The sequence below is a fragment of the uncultured Dokdonia sp. genome (assembly GCF_947492815.1).
GTDB lineage: Bacteria > Bacteroidota > Bacteroidia > Flavobacteriales > Flavobacteriaceae > Dokdonia.
The window spans coordinates 1-17,322 of sequence record NZ_CANLOB010000023.1; the positions used below are offsets into that span (position 1 = coordinate 1).

Genomic DNA, 17,322 nt, shown 5'->3' on the forward strand with positions numbered 1-17,322 from the left:
TCGGAATTGCTAACGCCTATGCTAAACCGAAAAGTCTGTGTATATTAACCCGTAACTGACGGTTATACGAGACCGTTGTATACAATATCCAAACTGGACATAAATGAAAGAAAATAAAGATAGAGTTATAATCGCAAGTGGCGTAAATGAACGTGACGGAATTGGAGTTGGCATCTATCGAAATGATGAATTGGTTGCAGAAATTTTCAGGGACGACACAGACAATACAAGAACAATACCGATTTTTAAAGAAAATATTTCACTAGAATTAATGGAGGAATATATTCAGACATTTAAAAAGGAAATTCCTCGAGACTTTATTAAAAATGACGAAACTGACTAAAATAATTTTGACGACTCCTTCATTGCTTGGAATTGTTTATATGCTGACTTTTATAAGTACTGATTTCTTGAAATTGATAACAAATAACGTAATTGGATTTGAATATCAAGCACTAATTGTGAACGGACTGATTTTAATGCAAATCGGATATTTGATATATAGACTATGGAATTATAAAAACGTTGAGAAAAAAGTAAAAACAGAATGGACTTGGCTACTAATTATATTTAATTTCATATCAAGCTTGGTATTTATCTGGAAAAAAGATGCTGAACTTGAAAAAAATAATACTGTACACAACAACGTGTAACAAACATAGGGCGATTTAGGCTTAATTTAAAAGCTTGTGTTTCTTTATGATGTCGCCAAATTTTCAATTTAGCATTTAGAGAAAGTAAAAGCAAAATATGTAAATTTGGCTCTGTGTTAATTCCAAAAGTTAGTGTCTTTTGTACGCTACGTTTCATACATAAGACCGTTACCACATATTAGATGAAACTAATCGAATTCTTAAAAAATATTGAAAAAATTGACGAAGAATCAGTTCTTTATGTAAAAAGGATTGATGATCAATTTTCTAGAGAATCAGAAGTTACAATACTCCATTTGACAGAAGAAGAATTGGAGTGGAAAACTTTTGAAGTGACTGAAAAAAAATGCCCCGGATTTGTATATTTTATGGAAGTCTTTCTTATCAAAGAATTCATGGAGGATATAACTAATAAGGAATACCCAACTGTAGAAAAAAAATGTGAAAGATTAATTCACTATGTAGAATTTGATGCTTAAGATTTAAAATCATGAAAAGAGAAAACCTCGAACAGAATTTAAAAGAAGCCACTTCTTCTCTATTAGAAATGGCAAAAAATTCTTGCTGGAATAAAATCTCTGACAATACACGTTACCTAATTTCTGAAATCAAAAATGACGAGTTGAATGCCCTTGATAAAAGAAAAGAAAGAAAAAGAGAAAATAACAAAAAAATATCGAAATCGCTTGAACAAATATCATCTGAATTAAAAGATATTTACGAAAATCTGTACGATATAAACTTGTATATCTATAAAAGCGAAAAAAACAATACAATAATTGAAATTCAATACTATCCTAAATCATCACTTGAATCTGAGTTTTATGAAACTGTAAAGAACAATGAACCGATGTTGCATTGTAAAATTGGAATTCCACCTGGGTATAATGGTAAAAAAGAAAAATTTGACGTTAATTGGGAATTAAATTAAATATAAAAAACGTTGGGTAACATTTTACACTTCTACGACACATATATTAAACGTTAGCTACAAGTTGGAAAAGCAGAATGGGAAGACACAAAATGGAATTTGGCACTTGCCGATTATGTGGAAAAGAAACTGATTTATCTTTTGAGCACGTTCTTCCTAGAGTTGCTTTCAATCGAAAAACCACTTATCTATCAGTAGAATTTGATGATTTCATTAAAGTAGATAATCCCCAGCTGGCGACAGTTTGTAACTGGTGCCTCACATGGTCCTAGTTAATATCTACTCTAGTAGTACACTTTAAGAAGGACAAAAGTAAACGAAACTATAATCGAGTATACACGGCTCTTATTACAGCTAATGAAGCACAAGCGTCTTCATTTGAAAAAATCACTATTTACGAAGCAGTTAAACTCATTTAGACTATTTTAGTTTACTATATAGATCAAATCTTTTGATCTGGCTTTTAAGGTAAAAAAAGATGAGAAGTTTTGACTAAGTGCTCAATCGAAGGTTCCCTACTTTTAATTCCGTACTAACCATAGTCGAGATCGCTAGGCACAAGCAAAACGAAAAAAATGACAAATCGGGATATTGAAATACTGCTCCATTTTATAACAAAAACAGAAATGTATACGATGAGAGATGAAACGCAAAACATTATCGCATTTATTCATGGATACGAAATAGGTAGAAATGGGAAATGCGATTTCTCAAATCAAATAAGTGAAATACTTGAAAATGAATTCAAATTAAAAAAACGTGCACTGGGTTGGAATGGACAAATAATAGAATTCGGAAAAAAGAATAATTTGAATTGGGAAACAGCTTTTAAGAAAATTGGATTAAAAATTCTTTCAAAATATTTTCAAGGAAAATCGAAAAAGAAATTTCAAAAAATCATCAAAACAAAAATTCAATCAAAAATAGAGCAGATTGAAATTGTGACTTTTAAAAACCAAAGAGGCAAAATAAATAGATTTGGTGAAAAGTGGATAAATAAATGGATAGGAATTGTTGCCTTAGAAGAAAAATGGTTTCAAGAGATATGGACAAATAAAGAGTTAGAAATTATTTCCAAATTGAATAGCGAAATCGCAATGATTGAAAATAAAAAACAAGATGAGATTGTAGCAAATAAAGAACTCCTCAACCTTATGAATGAATTTAAAAAAAGAAGTCTGTAATTAACAATGTGTATAGCGTATATTGTTAGTTTTTGCAGTAATGAGAACTTACTCGCTACACTAACACTCCCCGCTAGCGCTCGTCTGTGACGAGTGCCGTATGCAGTAAGAAGTTATGATTCAAAATCGATATACCTGTTGGCTCCACTTTGCAACTGGTGCTAGTAGAAAGAAGTGAAATAGATATCTTATATTTCATCTTTATTTATAATCAGGTATATATGTGGGAATGGAATTATATTTATGGAGCTATTTTAATCAAAGATTTTAATAAATCATTTGAGATTATAGAGTCACTTAAGAAAGACAAAAAATATCCTTTTATAAATACAAACATGTTTAATTTCGGTGAAACTGAAATTCCATATTATTATGACGACATCATTTTAACCTTTGGCGCTACTTATAAAAATTTTGGTTATGAAAAATCAGAATGGAAAATATTTATTTTAAAAATGGAGCATTTGTTACGAAGTATTGGTTTTAAAAGCGCGCAATTTCATGCTTCTGGCGTTTTTGATCAAGTGACATTATCTTGGTATAATATAGAAGACACCTATGATGAGTTACATAAAAACTATCATACCGATACATATGACTTTTACAAAACGAATGAATGGTACTTTGGATATGGAAAAAGAAACTTACATTTTCCAGAATTAATTTCAAAAAAGTATTCAAAGCTTGATATAGAATATCCTATTAATTACAATAAAGACATTATAAGAGAATTTGCGGATAGAATATAAATATATTCATATACAACATATTACATTTATCAATACGCATCTATAATGAGTTCCGTATTAAGTGATATGCTATAATTTAAAACAAAGAATCATGAAAAAAACAATTTTACTATTCATCCTATTGATGCTTACATCTAATCTCTTTTCTCAAGACAAAAAGTATATCGCTTTCTGTGCAAAAGATGAAGGTGTAGGACATGCATTTGTTTCACTTGGAAAAGAAGACCCTGAAAAACAAATGACAGTTCATGATGGAACTTGGGGAATGTACCCTACAAATAGTACAGAAGGAGGTAAAAGTATTATCATTGGAGAAGTTCCCGGAGGAATAAGAGATGACTTCTTAACTAAAAAGGATTATACTTTTGTCATATCACAGTATCAAAAACTGAATATACTTTAGCCTTATCAAAAATATCTGAATGGAGAACAAAAGATTATGAACTTCTAAAAAATGATTGTCTCTCATTTTTAATTGAAATAGCAAAAATATGCAACGAAAAGATTAATGTGCCTGAACGAACAGGTTTTGAAAATCTACCAGCTAAATACCTAATTTCTTTAATTGAAGCAAACAAATAATAATCAGCTTGCTAGAAAATTCAACGAAATTAAAATGATTTTAACCTAACTCCTGCCAGGACTCGTCTGTGACGAGTGCTTCATTAACATAAAACACACTATTTAAAACTACAATGACTGCTAATTTTGCTTTCGCGAAAGCGAACTTTTGAAATCTTCCTACCGTCAGGTAAGTTCACGACCAAATGTAGAATGTAACGTTAAAGTGGATAAACTCTCCTCACTCTAGCTACACTTCAAACGTAGTGATGTTATAAGTGATTATAACTAAAACAAAAATTATAAACACTATCATCTAGATGCTGCCTATTTTGTTAGTGTTTTTGTACAATGCATTTATAATGAATCGTGTATAAATAAAAGAAACTACAAAGTTAAGAAAGCAATGAATAAGAGCCTGATACATTTTTTATAGTCTGTAAGGTCTTAATTATTAAAATTTATAAATACCTTAGCAACCAATCTTTGACACATTATTATGAAAAAATCATTACTCACTTTAGTACTTATAGTATTTGTAACCCTAAGTATCACTGCTCAACAACAAAAATATAGAGTATCTAATTTCTATGAAGGGTATATCATTACTAAAGATGGTAATAAAGAAAAAGGATATATTTTATACCAAGACGAGACAGTACGCTATAAAAAAGTAGTTTTTAAAAAAGAAAGAAAAGGGAAAAAACAGCGTTTTAGCGTCAAAGATATAAAAGGATACAAAGTTGCAGGAGAAACGTACCATGCTATACAATACAAAGATGTAGTATTTAAACAGTCCTATTTTTTATTATTAGAAAAAGAAGGGTGTATCAATACTTACAAAAGAAGGGATATTATTGACGGTGAGTGGCAAAATGAAATGATATTGTCTTTAGATGGCGATGCCATTAGCACACAAACTTTTGCTCTTGGATTTGCTAAAAAATTAAGTGCATTTATTAAAGATAATAAGGAGTTAGCCGCAAAGGTTAAAAATAAAGAGAAAGGCTACAGATTATTAAGTTTAGAAGCCATTATTGCTGAATATAATGAAGCCTGTACATCAAAATAATCTACTATGAGAACACTAATAACCTTACTACTTGTAGCATTTTCTTCTACAACTTTTGCTCAAAGCTTTCAATGGGGATTTCCATTTCAAATTACGGATGAAACTGATGCTAAACTTGAACATTATATAGTAAATGACAAGTTACATCGTCTATATTCAAAATATGATTTAAGTATCTTTAATTATAAAGTACAAACAGATCAATTTTCCTTAAATGAGTTAGAGCAAACAACTACTCAAGATATATCCATCAAACAACCTGTCTTGGGGGCAAGTGCACTTACACACGTTGATCATTTTCAAAATGAAGATGGTGATTTTACATTTTTTTCTTATGAAATAGATAGAAAAACAAAAGAAAATAATTTATACGCTCAAAACGTAAATATTACAACAGGCGAGCGCAGCGATAAAAAGTTTGTGACTAAGATGCAAGGTAAAAGCATTTCAAACTCAGGAAACTGGAAAATTAAACAATCGCAAAACAAAGCTTATTTTGTTGCTTTTAAAGAGCTTCCATTTTTCAAAAAAGAAAATGAAAAAATTGCAATGGTGCTTTTAGACAAAGACAAAAATGTAATTAAAGAAATTACACATACGTTTGCGCAATTAGATAAAAGAAATAAAGAGCATGACGTTTTTATTTCAAATAATGGAACTATTTCTTTCATTAAAAATATTAAGCTTAAAAAGCAAAAACCATTCAAAAACTTTTACGTTTGGAAAAAAGATGCTGAAGCGGTACAAGAAATTTCATTAAAACTTGAAGACAATCATCAAATATATCAATATGATGTGACCTTTGATACAGATGACAATCTATATTTCAATAGTCTTTTTACTCATGAAGGGTCTAATTTTTTTGGAATGAAAGTAGATATCACTGGCCGTCATAGCGGAATTCACTCAAATGGACTCTACAGTATGAAGCTTGATAATACTGGAGCTGTAGTGTATCAAAATAGAAATGATTTCCCTAACGTTATTCCCAACCTTAGTATCAAAGATTTTGTATTCAATAATGATACTTTATGGATGTTGTTAGATAGAATGCATGTGATTAAAAAATCAGATAACTCAACGATTGGCTCAACAGGATCTCCAACATATGACTATACATTTCAAAGTAATGGTTTTATGATTGGAACTATCAATGTTCAAAATGGCGCTATCAATTGGAGCAAACAAATTAATACTAACGAACGTGATACTCGTAATGACAATGGCGATTACCTTTCGTACTTATACTTTTTTAAGGATAACAATTTGACATTACTATATAACGAAACCAGAGACATAAATAAAGGGATTATACATGTTGTTTTTTTAAGAAGGTTTCCGATAAAAAGTGTGTTTTCTACTGATGGTGAACAGCTTTCGGCAGAAGCAATTTTGGCGGCAGGAATTGGCGTTAAAAAAGACGAACCTTTTGAACTTAATACTAATATGCAACTTCAAGTAAAAGAAGATACATATGTGATCAGAGCAAGAAGCGGTGTTGAATATAAATATGGTTATATGAAATTATAATATAAACATATAAACATATAGACTACACTTCTAGCATAATGGTGTTATGAGTGATCAAAACAAAAAAATAATGATACCAGAAGCTATGAACTTAATTCATAGCTTTTCGTATTTTTAGAAGCTATCTTAAAACACCACTCATAAACAAACTCAACCCTGAGAATTTCTAATACCTATGATAAAGTCTTGTAAGCGTTGTGTAAAAAGAGCCTATCAAATTCCTGAATTTACTATTGAGGAAAAGAAACTCCTAACTGCATTAAAAATTGATCATAAATTTCTGGAGGCTATTGATAAAATAAGAACATTGTATAGTGTAGAACTCATTGATGCTAAGTTCTCAGTAATGCACATCAATACCATATACGGGAAGTGTAATCGCTGTAATGCTGATTACTTAAATGGAGAATATGTTGAATGCCCAAAATGCAAATCTTTAAATTTCAATTGGGAGATTAAGAATGAGTAAGAGTATCCCATACTAACATAAATACACTATTTAAAACTATGATGGCTGCTAATTTTGCTTTCGCGAAAGCGAATTTGTGAGACCTGCCTACCGTCAGGCAAGTTCACGACCAAAGGTAGAATGTAGCGTTAAAGCGGCCCCACACCTATTTCAATTAATATAAGATTACTAGATAGCTAGCATCTCTAAAGTCTTAAAAATCAACTGAAATTTATGAAAAACGCTATCTGTTTTAGGACATCTATATTGTATATTGTTCTAGCAAAATTGTTCATCCATGAAAAGCACATTGTTACTTCTATTGACCTTTTTTATAGTTCAAATCAGTCTAGCACAAAATAATTTTCAAAAAGCATTTAGTACCGCCGCAAGAGCCACCAAAGAAAATATTCGTATTCCCCTTTCGGATGCGACTGGAAATACGGTAGCACTTCCTATTTCCATTATCAAAGGGCAAGAAGAAGGTCCTGTGTTTACCATGATTGCAGGAGTGCATGGTTACGAATATCCTCCTATTGTGGCAACGCAAGCACTTCTCAAGGAAATAGACCCTAACAAACTTACAGGAACCCTTATTGTCATTCCTATTGCCAATAAAGGATCTTTTTACACGCGTACGCCTTTTATAAATCCTCAAGACAACAAAAATTTAAACAATGCATTTCCTGGCAAAAAAGATGGAAGTATCACCGAGCAAATTGCTTATTTTATCACTAAAAATATTATTCCAGTAAGTGATGTTGTCTTGGATATACATGGCGGCGATGCTTGTGAGGATTTGATTCCGTTTGTTTGTTATTACGACAATCAAAAGAAACCTGAACAAACAGCACTAGCCAAAAAACTTTCTGAACAGAGTGGGTTTGAGTATGTGGTTTCCTATCCGTATACGATTACCGCAAAAGATCCTGCAAAATATACATTTAAACAAGCTGTTCAAGATGGAAAAACTGCCTTAAGCATTGAGTGTGGAAAGCTAGGAAACGTCCAAGAAGAAAATGTACAACTAATACAAAAAGGGGTGTATAATATGCTACAAACCCTAAATATGTATACAAATGGTACGGGAGCGCATAAAAATATCATTTATCGCAATTCGCAGGTATATATTAGTTCCAATGTCAAAGGAATTTTTTATAGTGATCATAAAGCGGGAGATACCGTAAGCAAAGGAGCTATGGTTGGGTATACCACAGATGAGTTTGGAAATACATTAGAAGAATACACAGCATCTACAGATGGGGTCGTACTGTATATGCTTGCAACGCCTCCTATCAATATCGATGATACGGTTATGTGTATCAGTTCGTATATAGAAAACTAAAATAAGCGGTTGTTATTTCTATTCTTTGATGCGTATAATTGCATTATCATTTTACTGCAATGAGTGTTGTATACCTATATTATCATTTAAATAACTATCTTGCTTAGAGACACTAAAGATTAATTCTTTGAAGAAAACAATATATCTATTACGCTTTTTGATATTGTTATTATTACTTTCCTGTGGGCAAAATTCATATGAAAAAGAATTAAACGGTACTTGGTATGAAGTTGAAAATGAATATTACACTTGGAATTTTTTCCCAGATAGCCTTATAGTAAAAGGAGATGTAAAAGAAAGAGTTAAGTGGAAAGCCACAAAATCAAACATTCGTATTAAAGCCCCTATATTTTATGAGGACTCTCTAGGAAGATTAAAAGATACTATAGATCCTATTCTTATTAAGTATCAACTTTCTAAGAAAAAGGACAGTATGTATGGTACCTTACAGAATATATATGGAACGTTTTCATTTGCGTTACTAAAAGCAGACAACTATACAGATTATTTAAACAAAAAATATGGAATCGATTTTTCTATACCGCAAGATAATTCGGCTGAACTTATAGATACTGATAATATTTATGGCCTAAAAGTATTTTTGGGAAGATCGAAGAAGAATAAAATTATTGGTAGAACAACATTATCAAAAAATCTGACGAATTTAGAAGCTGATATTAAGAAATTTAAAGATAGTATCAAACCTTATGAAGAATATCAAATAAAGACACATAAATCGTATTTAGAACGGAGATTTCATTTAAGAGTTTTTGCCGATAAAACTATTCCTGATTCAACAATTACAAAATATCTAAAAACAACAATACCTATCAAAAATTCAGGAGTTGATACGTATTTACCAGAAAAATTTAAACCTAATAAAGGAGATACTTTACCAATTAGGATTTATAGAATATTGGAAAGTAAAGAAGAACAATCTGCTTGGAAGATGAAAGGTAAAAAAATACAAACGCGTGCCAATAATGTATATATATAATTATAACTAGATCTTGGCTATTGTATACATACAGCTGACAACTTATTAATTATATACATTCTATCGCTTGTTATTATTTTTTGTTATATACGTTTTGGTACTTCGAAAAAACTCAGCATAAACTTCTGAGTCATTACATTCCCAGAAAGCCTATACATACACATCCATATTATCATTTAATTAACGAATCCTTATACTATAATTTGGATTTTTCAGTTAAGATACCATGTATATTAGTAGGTATTTATGAACCATCTTTATGCCCATCGCTAAACATCTAAATGCATACTAATTAATTCCTACAACCATTGATTACAATACTAGGAGACATCGCCATCATTGCGAGTATCATCATCGGATACTTTATTAGTATTGCCCTAGTGACTACTACATTTTATAAGAGTCGTGCCAACAATTACCTTGCCCTAACGCTATTCTTGATCAGTAGTTTGGCATTATTAGATATCATCAATCCTGAAAGTGGATTCTTAAGCTTTCTATATTTTATCATGATAGAGTTACTAATTGCAGTAACCATATATACGTATTTCCTCATTCAAATTCAGCATGTATATCTTACAAGACCTTGGTATAAAATGTTATACCTTCCTTTTATATGTTCGGTGATTGTGGAAACCATTCTTCACTTGGATAACATTTTTCATTTATATGAGTCAAATTTTGCAGCTTTTGTATTTTATGCAAAAGATATTAGTGCTTTATTTTTGAATGTGTTTTTAATCTTTTGGAGTCGGTATTTAATCAAAAAATCTAACACAATTTCAAAAGATAAAAGGCGATGGTTACTACGCTTCAACCTCTTTATGATCATCATTATGATATGTTGGTTTCTCTCAAGTATAGAATTTTATGCATTCGATTCTGAATACACAGTTGATTATCTATGGATACTCGTTTCTTTTTTATCCTGGTGGGTATTATATTATGGAGTATTTAAACTACAAATTGTAGTACAAAGGGATGAAATCCATGACTATTTGGTTTCAAAAAAAACAGATACTATAGCACCCAAAAAGAAAATCAAACCAACAATAACTTCTGCAATTATTCCCCAACTGTATGCCTTAATGGAAGAGGAAGAAGTATATAAAGATCCCCTTTTAAGCAGATTAGATTTGGCTACTCGCTTAGGAACTAGTGAGGGTAATGTCTCTCAAGTTATCAATCAAGAACTCAACAAAAGTGTGATTCAATTTGTAAATGAATACCGCATTGAAGCTGCCAAAAAATTATTGCACGATCCTGTATTTCATAAATACTCTGTAGAGGCCATAGGTATGGAAGCGGGCTTTAAATCAAAGAGTGCCTTCTATAGTGCTTTCAAAACAAATTCAGGAATGTCTCCAGGGGCGTATAGAAAGCTTCAAAAAACGTCCTAATTCGTATGATCCTACTGTTTTAGTACATCTCCAGACCTAAACTTACTGCTTTCTTTTTTTGATAGATATACTTTTACGAGTATAAATCAAAAAACATAATTAATGAAAAACCTAGTATTACTAATTGTCATTGCAGTTATTGGCTTAACAAGGATGAATGCCCAAGAAATACAATTTGGTGCTAAAGCAGGGTTGAACTTTGCAACAATTACTAATGATGCTGAAGATGAACTTGACATTACCTCAGATGTTGCTTTTGGATTGCTTGCAGAAATACCGATTTCAGAAAAATTTTCTTTTCAACCTGAATTGATGTATTCAGGGCAAGGATCTTCTACTGCTATTCTTACCTATTTTAATGTTCCTTTAATAGGGAAATATTATGTGGTAAAAGGATTAAGTCTGGAAGCGGGTCCGCAAATAGGTTTTTTACTTTCTGCAAAAAATACTGATACAGATGCCAATATAAAAGATGCATTTACAAACGTAGATTTTGGTCTTGGCTTGGGAGTAGGATATACGCTTAACAACGGACTTTTCTTCAATGCTAGATACAATCTAGGTATTGCTAACATAAGCAATGTAGAAGGGGTTACCACTGAGAATCGCTTCGTTCAATTATCTATTGGTTATTTCTTTTTCTAATTAAAAATCAAAAACTATGATGTTTCAAACAATAAACAAACAACTTCTACTTATGATTATAAAAAAAGGACTCTTATGTTTCCTTTTATTCTTTCTCTTCTCTTGTAATAATGATGACGATATCACGCCTCCTACGTCTCCAACAGGGGATTCAGTCAGTGATATATGGTTCTCTGAAGAAAAGGGGTATATTTTCGAATTTACAGAGAGTAACGATATATTTTACAATGTAAATACAGCAGGATGTGCCATACAAGATGATGATTTTGTAATCGAAGATTTCTTTGGGTTTACGTTAAACCAAATAAGCGAAAATGAACTTGTTGCATCCTCAGATCTTTCAGACATAGATGTCGTATTTAACCGACTCTCAGAACAAAATCCATTTTGTCTATCTGAACAGATAGCTATGACAGATGATCCTCAGGTAAATTTTGATCACTTCTGGAATATTTTTAATGATTATTATGCTTTTTTTGAAGCTCGGAATATAGACTGGGCACAATATGAAAGTTTAAGAGATCAAGTAACTACTGAAAATCTATATGACATTATAGAAGAGCTAGCGTTAGTGTTAGAAGACGATCATGTAAGTATTTATGATGATGCATTAGGTATTGAAATTGAATCTGGAGATGTTAGATTATTAGAACGATTAAACGCCAACTTAAGTGGAGATTTACTTATAGAAGATATCCAAGATTATTACAATCTTGGTAATGAAAAGCTTATGGCCATCATCATAGAATATCTGGGAGGTGAATTTGAGGTAGACGACAGAGATAATATTTTCTGGGGATTAATTGATGATGAAACAGGATACATCAATGTGCTAACCATGCAAGGCTATGGCACTGATTTTAATAATGAGCTATCCTCTTTAAATGACATTTTAGATACCATCATGGAGGATCTTGCTGCTGCAGGAGTTTCAAAGCTAGTGCTTGACCTCCGTTTTAATGAAGGAGGTATTGATACCGTAGCTTTAGATATAGCATCACGTTTTATGGATCAAGAACGACTCTCCTATTTCAAAAAAGCAAGACTCGGAGATAGTTTCACAGAAACTACTGCCTTCTCTATAGGTCCGAAGGGCAATTTTCAATTTACAGAAAACATTGTATTACTTACGAGCCCTATCACTGTAAGTGCTGGAGAACTCTTTACATTATGCTTAAAAGATCAACCGTACGTGACGATTGTAGGAGAAAACACAGCAGGTGCTTTTTCTACGATTCTGAATCATACGCTACCAAATGGTGCTGAAGTAGGACTATCTAATGAAATCTATAGCGATACACAAGGGGTTGTTTTTGAAATCGTAGGCATTGGCCCTAATGATACAGAAAATCAAATTCCATTCTTTGCTACTTCAGATTTTAACCAAGGTATTGACAGCGGGATAGATCGTGCATTGGAAGTATTAGAGAACTAAATCAAATATGTTTACTATATGTATAGACAGGATCATGACACATCGATGATTTAGCTATTTATACAGGTTTACAAAAGCTATAGATCTATTATCTATAGCTTTTGTATTTTTAAGATTTTTTTAAAATAGTTATAGAAAAAAGAAGTTCATTTAACTATACAATCTGTAACTTATATGCTCCAATGACTACAAATAGAATAGTGATCTCTGTGCTTATAAACGTATGACATATGTACACTTCATATATGAGTACATATGCTATTGAATGAATCTCATTATGATGATCATTGATTATGAAAAATAATGAAACCTATAAAATAAGAGGGGTTATTTTTGGAAGTTTATATCCTAATAAAATTCATATTCACGTAGGATATAATATTGGAATGATGGATGGAGGTGGATTATTAATGGTAGATACCAACCAAGTTCCCATAGATTGTAGAATGCCAAATACATTGGTTTGGATTACTTCAAATGAAGTTGGTTATGAAAACATTACTATAAAAAAAATGACCGATCCGGAAGCTGTTGAAAATAAAATAGAGTACTAAAAATCATTTATATTTCAACATTAATTTAGACATAAAACACATAGCCTATACGTAACACATAGCAGTATATGTGATTCATAAATGATAAAACAAAATAATGCCAAAATTTGAAAACGTAGCATACACAAAGCCTTTTGAATTAATATTCTTAGGGGTATCTACAATAACTATCTTTTTTGGCATGTTCATTTTATTAAATAAAACTATAGGTTTTCATCTTCTACACTTCCTATTAGTTCTAGGTATTGCAATAGCTTATTTTATAATTCTTAAGAAGAGATATATCATAAAAGTTACTGATTTTACGCTAACACCAAAAAAATTGACATGGAATCAGAAGCAAATTGATTTTAGCAATTTAAAATCTTATAAAATCCATTGGATGAAAGGTGCTGGAATAACATTTAAGTTAAAAAATGGAAAAACAGTACGAATAAGTGCAAATCAAAATTTTTGTGATTCAGGAAAATTCATAATGTTATGTAGACATATTGACTCTGAATTATCTAAACATAAAAACAATCATATCATTCGAAAAAAATCATTTTTCGAAACAAAGCTAGGATATTATTATGCAGTCATCATTACTGTACTTGTTGTAGTTGGAGTAATCTACAAAATGCTTACTAAGAATGAATTTAATTATATAGGAGTGGTTTTATTAATTATCTGTTTAGCGACTATTTGGAGTGGCGTTAGATGGAAAAGAAAATAATTTCCTTTCCTAATTCAATGTGAGTCAAATCTAAATACAGGAAGAAATACTAAGAATCGTTTATACTACAGTAATTAATATAAGTACGCTTTCGCGAAAGCGTATACAACCACCATTAAAAAGTAGATAGGAAGCTATATAACTACACAATAATAAAAATTAAAGCGTTAAAATTATTTTTAGTTGTCTAGCTAACTATTTTTATTATATATTTGCAATATGATTCATAACAACATCTATTTTCAGATCGAACTTACTGCTCGAAAAATAAGACAATATGGGCAAAACGTTCTAAGATCTCATGGTATTGATATCACTATAGAACAATGGTTAGTTTTAAATGTTATCAATGATAATGAAACTACAAACCAAATTTTTATAGGAGAAAAACTGGTAAAAGATAAACCTACTATCTCAAGAATGGTAAATCAATTAGGTAAAAAAGGGTTTATTATAAAAACTTCTTCTTCTTCAGATTCTAGACAAGTATCGCTTTCTATTTCTAAAAAAGGAAAAACACTAATTCATAATTTACAACCTATTATTGAAGGAATACGTCTTAAAGGTTTACAAGAACTATCTGAGAAAGAAAGTCAACATATTAAATCCATTTTAAATAAAATTCAAAAAAATTTAGACACTTAAAATTTACCTATTTAGTTGTCTAGCTAACTATAAATGTAATTATTTAATTTAAAAACTATGAAAACAAAAATTTTATCCCTTCTTACAGTGATGCTATTAATAGCTTGTAAATCAAACGCTCAAAACAATACTATGAAAGATGTAAAATCAACTTTAGAGTCCTATATACACGCTGGAGATATCAATGACGCAGAAAAACTAAAGCACTATTTACATGATGACTTTAGAGTAGTTCTATATGACACAAAAAAAGATGCTACTTCTATTTTGGATAAATCAACCTATGCATCTTTTATAAAAACTAAAAAATTTGGAGGTTATAAAAGGAACATTAACTATGAAGCTATTGAATTTATCGAAGAGCATATGGCTACTATCAAGGTGACACTTACAAGTCCTAGTAAACCCACATTAAAGAATTTTTATTCCCTTGTAAAATTGAAGAATGAGTGGTTAGTCATTCAAGATTATGTAACTCTAGTAAAATAATAAAGAAATCTATACTTTAGGTTGGAAAAACATACAATAAGTATAAAATCAATAAAGGTTCGGATTTTCTCCCGAACCTTTATTGATTCATTTATTTTATTACTCAAGAGCTAAACCTATTCTTAGTTACAGCTATTCTTATAAGATTCACTAGTAAAATTACATACGTTCAGGCACATCAATTCCTAACAATCCAAAAGCACTCTTAATCACTTGCGCTACTTTTCCACTTAAAGCCACACGGAATGCTTTTTCAGCTTCATTGTCAGTGCCTAATATGGTTACATTTTGGAAAAAAGAATTAAATCCTTTAGCAAGATCATAGGTGTAATTTGCAATTAAAGCTGGGCTATGATTTTTTGCTGCCAATTGTATAGTAGTAGGATATTCCTGTAATAATTTTAAGAGTTCTTTTTCTTTTTCGTGTAATTCATTTAACGAAATAACAGAAGTATCAACCTTTAACTCTTTTGCTTTACGTAATATTGATTGGATACGCGCGTAGGTATATTGGATGAAAGGTCCTGTATTTCCTTGGAATTCTACCGATTCTTCAGGATTAAATAAAATACGTTTTTGCGGATCTACTTTTAATATATAATACTTCAGTGCTCCTAATCCTATCGTCTTATAGAGTTCTTGTTTTTCTTCTTCAGAATAGCCTTCTAGTTTTCCTAATTCTTTGGATAGTGTTTCTGCTGTCGTTGCCATTTCTACAATCAAATCATCAGCATCTACTACAGTTCCTTCACGGGATTTCATTTTTCCAGAAGGAAGATCTACCATCCCATAACTTAAGTGATATAAGTTTTCTGCCCAGTCATATCCTAATTTCTTAAGGATTAAGAACAACACCTTAAAATGATAGTCTTGCTCATTTCCTACAGTATAAATCATTCCTCCTACATCAGGATTGTCTTTGATACGTTGAATCGCCGTTCCTATATCCTGTGTCATATAGACAGCTGTACCATCCGAACGAAGGACTAATTTTTCGTCTAATCCTTCATCGGTAAGATCACACCATACAGAACCGTCTTCTTTCTTAAAGAACACGCCTTTTTCTAATCCTTCTTCTATATTGTCTTTTCCTAATAAGTACGTATTACTTTCGTAATAGAGACTATCAAAATCAACACCTAGATTTTTATAGGTCACTGCAAAACCGTCATATACCCATTGATTCATAGTTTTCCAAAGGGCTACCACTTCTTCATCTCCTGCTTCCCATTTACGGAGCATGTCTTGTGCCTCAAGTAAAATAGGGGCTTCCTTTTTAGCTTCGTCTTCTGTTTTGCCAGCAGCAACAAGTTCTTTGACTTCTGCTTTATATTCTTTGTCAAATCGTACATAGTAATTTCCAACAAGTTTATCTCCTTTTAAACCTGTACTTTCTGGAGTTTCATTATTTCCAAATCGTTGCCATGAGAGCATCGATTTACAAATATGAATACCACGATCATTGATAATCTGAGTTTTATACACATTTTTACCTGAAGCTTCGATAATTTTCGCGACAGCGTACCCTAATAAATTATTACGAATATGTCCTAAGTGTAAAGGTTTATTGGTATTAGGAGAAGAATATTCTACCATCACAGCCTTCCCTTCTGGTGCATTAAATCCAAACTGTGTATCTGCTTGAATTCCTTGGAAGAAATCTAAGTAATAACGATCAGTAATCACAAGATTTAAAAATCCTTTTACCACATTAAATGCAGTCACCTCAGCAACTTGCTCAACAAGATACTCTCCTATTTGAGTGCCAATTTGCACAGGGTTTCCTTTCACCACGCGTAACATCGGAAACACCACTACAGTAATATCTCCTTCAAACTCTTTCCGAGTCGCTTGAAACTCTACCGCAGCTAACTCTGCTTGATATATGGATTGAATGGCTTCTTTAACGGCTATTGTAAGCGTTTGCTGTAAGGACATAATACAAATTTAAATACATAAGATGCCCGTT

19 protein-coding genes are annotated in these 17,322 nt (G+C 31.3%); 18 read left to right on the plus strand and 1 reads right to left on the minus strand.

All coding sequences use genetic code 11. From position 1 onward, the window contains the following. Nucleotides 1–103: 103 nt before the first annotated feature. From Q1A01_RS17710 to Q1A01_RS17795, 18 genes are all read left to right on the plus strand, one after another. Complete coding sequence (locus Q1A01_RS17710; protein WP_299683630.1) at nucleotides 104–343, plus strand: hypothetical protein; 240 nt, start codon at nucleotides 104–106, stop codon at nucleotides 341–343. Between the two features lie 492 nt (nucleotides 344–835). Continuing rightward, a complete protein-coding gene (locus Q1A01_RS17715) occupies nucleotides 836–1,132 on the plus strand; it encodes a hypothetical protein (RefSeq protein WP_299683631.1) in 297 nt (98 codons plus the stop codon). An 11-nt stretch (nucleotides 1,133–1,143) separates the two neighbouring features. After that, the gene (locus Q1A01_RS17720; RefSeq protein ID WP_299683632.1) at nucleotides 1,144–1,584 is read left to right on the plus strand and encodes a hypothetical protein; all 441 of its coding nucleotides are present in this window, start codon (nucleotides 1,144–1,146) and stop codon (nucleotides 1,582–1,584) included. Nucleotides 1,585–2,159: 575 nt separating this feature from the next. Beyond that, a complete protein-coding gene (locus Q1A01_RS17725) occupies nucleotides 2,160–2,768 on the plus strand; it encodes a hypothetical protein (protein ID WP_299683633.1) in 609 nt (202 codons plus the stop codon). 221 nt (nucleotides 2,769–2,989) lie between these two features. Next, a complete protein-coding gene (locus tag Q1A01_RS17730; protein WP_299683634.1) occupies nucleotides 2,990–3,517 on the plus strand; it encodes a hypothetical protein in 528 nt (175 codons plus the stop codon). 91 nt (nucleotides 3,518–3,608) lie between these two features. Continuing rightward, nucleotides 3,609–3,920, plus strand: a complete 312-nt coding sequence (locus tag Q1A01_RS17735; protein ID WP_299683635.1) for a hypothetical protein — start codon at nucleotides 3,609–3,611, stop codon at nucleotides 3,918–3,920. A 657-nt stretch (nucleotides 3,921–4,577) separates the two neighbouring features. After that, nucleotides 4,578–5,150, plus strand: coding sequence for a hypothetical protein (locus tag Q1A01_RS17740; RefSeq protein WP_299683636.1), 573 nt, complete (start codon nucleotides 4,578–4,580; stop codon nucleotides 5,148–5,150). 6 nt (nucleotides 5,151–5,156) lie between these two features. Continuing rightward, nucleotides 5,157–6,680: a hypothetical protein gene (locus Q1A01_RS17745; RefSeq protein WP_299683637.1), complete on the plus strand. Its 1,524-nt coding sequence runs from the start codon at nucleotides 5,157–5,159 to the stop codon at nucleotides 6,678–6,680. A 175-nt stretch (nucleotides 6,681–6,855) separates the two neighbouring features. Continuing rightward, a complete protein-coding gene (locus Q1A01_RS17750; protein ID WP_299683638.1) occupies nucleotides 6,856–7,149 on the plus strand; it encodes a hypothetical protein in 294 nt (97 codons plus the stop codon). Nucleotides 7,150–7,426: 277 nt separating this feature from the next. Beyond that, nucleotides 7,427–8,473, plus strand: a complete 1,047-nt coding sequence (locus Q1A01_RS17755) for a M14 family metallopeptidase (RefSeq protein ID WP_299683639.1) — start codon at nucleotides 7,427–7,429, stop codon at nucleotides 8,471–8,473. A gap of 127 nt (nucleotides 8,474–8,600) precedes the next feature. After that, on the plus strand, nucleotides 8,601–9,470 hold the full coding sequence (locus Q1A01_RS17760) for a hypothetical protein (RefSeq protein ID WP_299683640.1): 870 nt from the start codon (nucleotides 8,601–8,603) through the stop codon (nucleotides 9,468–9,470). A 308-nt stretch (nucleotides 9,471–9,778) separates the two neighbouring features. Beyond that, nucleotides 9,779–10,870, plus strand: a complete 1,092-nt coding sequence (locus Q1A01_RS17765; RefSeq protein WP_299683641.1) for a helix-turn-helix domain-containing protein — start codon at nucleotides 9,779–9,781, stop codon at nucleotides 10,868–10,870. Nucleotides 10,871–10,972: 102 nt separating this feature from the next. Beyond that, nucleotides 10,973–11,515, plus strand: a complete 543-nt coding sequence (locus tag Q1A01_RS17770; protein WP_299683642.1) for a porin family protein — start codon at nucleotides 10,973–10,975, stop codon at nucleotides 11,513–11,515. A 52-nt stretch (nucleotides 11,516–11,567) separates the two neighbouring features. Then, nucleotides 11,568–12,950 carry a S41 family peptidase gene (locus tag Q1A01_RS17775; protein ID WP_299683643.1) on the plus strand — a complete coding sequence of 461 codons (1,383 nt, stop codon included), beginning with the start codon at nucleotides 11,568–11,570 and terminating at the stop codon, nucleotides 12,948–12,950. A 293-nt stretch (nucleotides 12,951–13,243) separates the two neighbouring features. After that, nucleotides 13,244–13,504 (plus strand): hypothetical protein, encoded by a 261-nt coding sequence (locus Q1A01_RS17780; protein ID WP_299683644.1) that lies wholly within the window; start codon nucleotides 13,244–13,246, stop codon nucleotides 13,502–13,504. Nucleotides 13,505–13,601: 97 nt separating this feature from the next. After that, nucleotides 13,602–14,219: a hypothetical protein gene (locus tag Q1A01_RS17785; protein ID WP_299683645.1), complete on the plus strand. Its 618-nt coding sequence runs from the start codon at nucleotides 13,602–13,604 to the stop codon at nucleotides 14,217–14,219. 219 nt (nucleotides 14,220–14,438) lie between these two features. Beyond that, a complete protein-coding gene (locus tag Q1A01_RS17790; RefSeq protein ID WP_299683646.1) occupies nucleotides 14,439–14,864 on the plus strand; it encodes a MarR family transcriptional regulator in 426 nt (141 codons plus the stop codon). Nucleotides 14,865–14,921: 57 nt separating this feature from the next. Continuing rightward, nucleotides 14,922–15,353 carry a nuclear transport factor 2 family protein gene (locus Q1A01_RS17795; protein WP_299683647.1) on the plus strand — a complete coding sequence of 144 codons (432 nt, stop codon included), beginning with the start codon at nucleotides 14,922–14,924 and terminating at the stop codon, nucleotides 15,351–15,353. A 159-nt stretch (nucleotides 15,354–15,512) separates the two neighbouring features. Here Q1A01_RS17795 and argS read toward each other — a convergent pair whose 3' ends face one another. Further along, entirely contained in the window at nucleotides 15,513–17,291 is a 1,779-nt protein-coding gene (gene argS, locus Q1A01_RS17800) for an arginine--tRNA ligase (protein WP_299683648.1), read from the minus strand. Nucleotides 17,292–17,322: the final 31 nt, after the last annotated feature.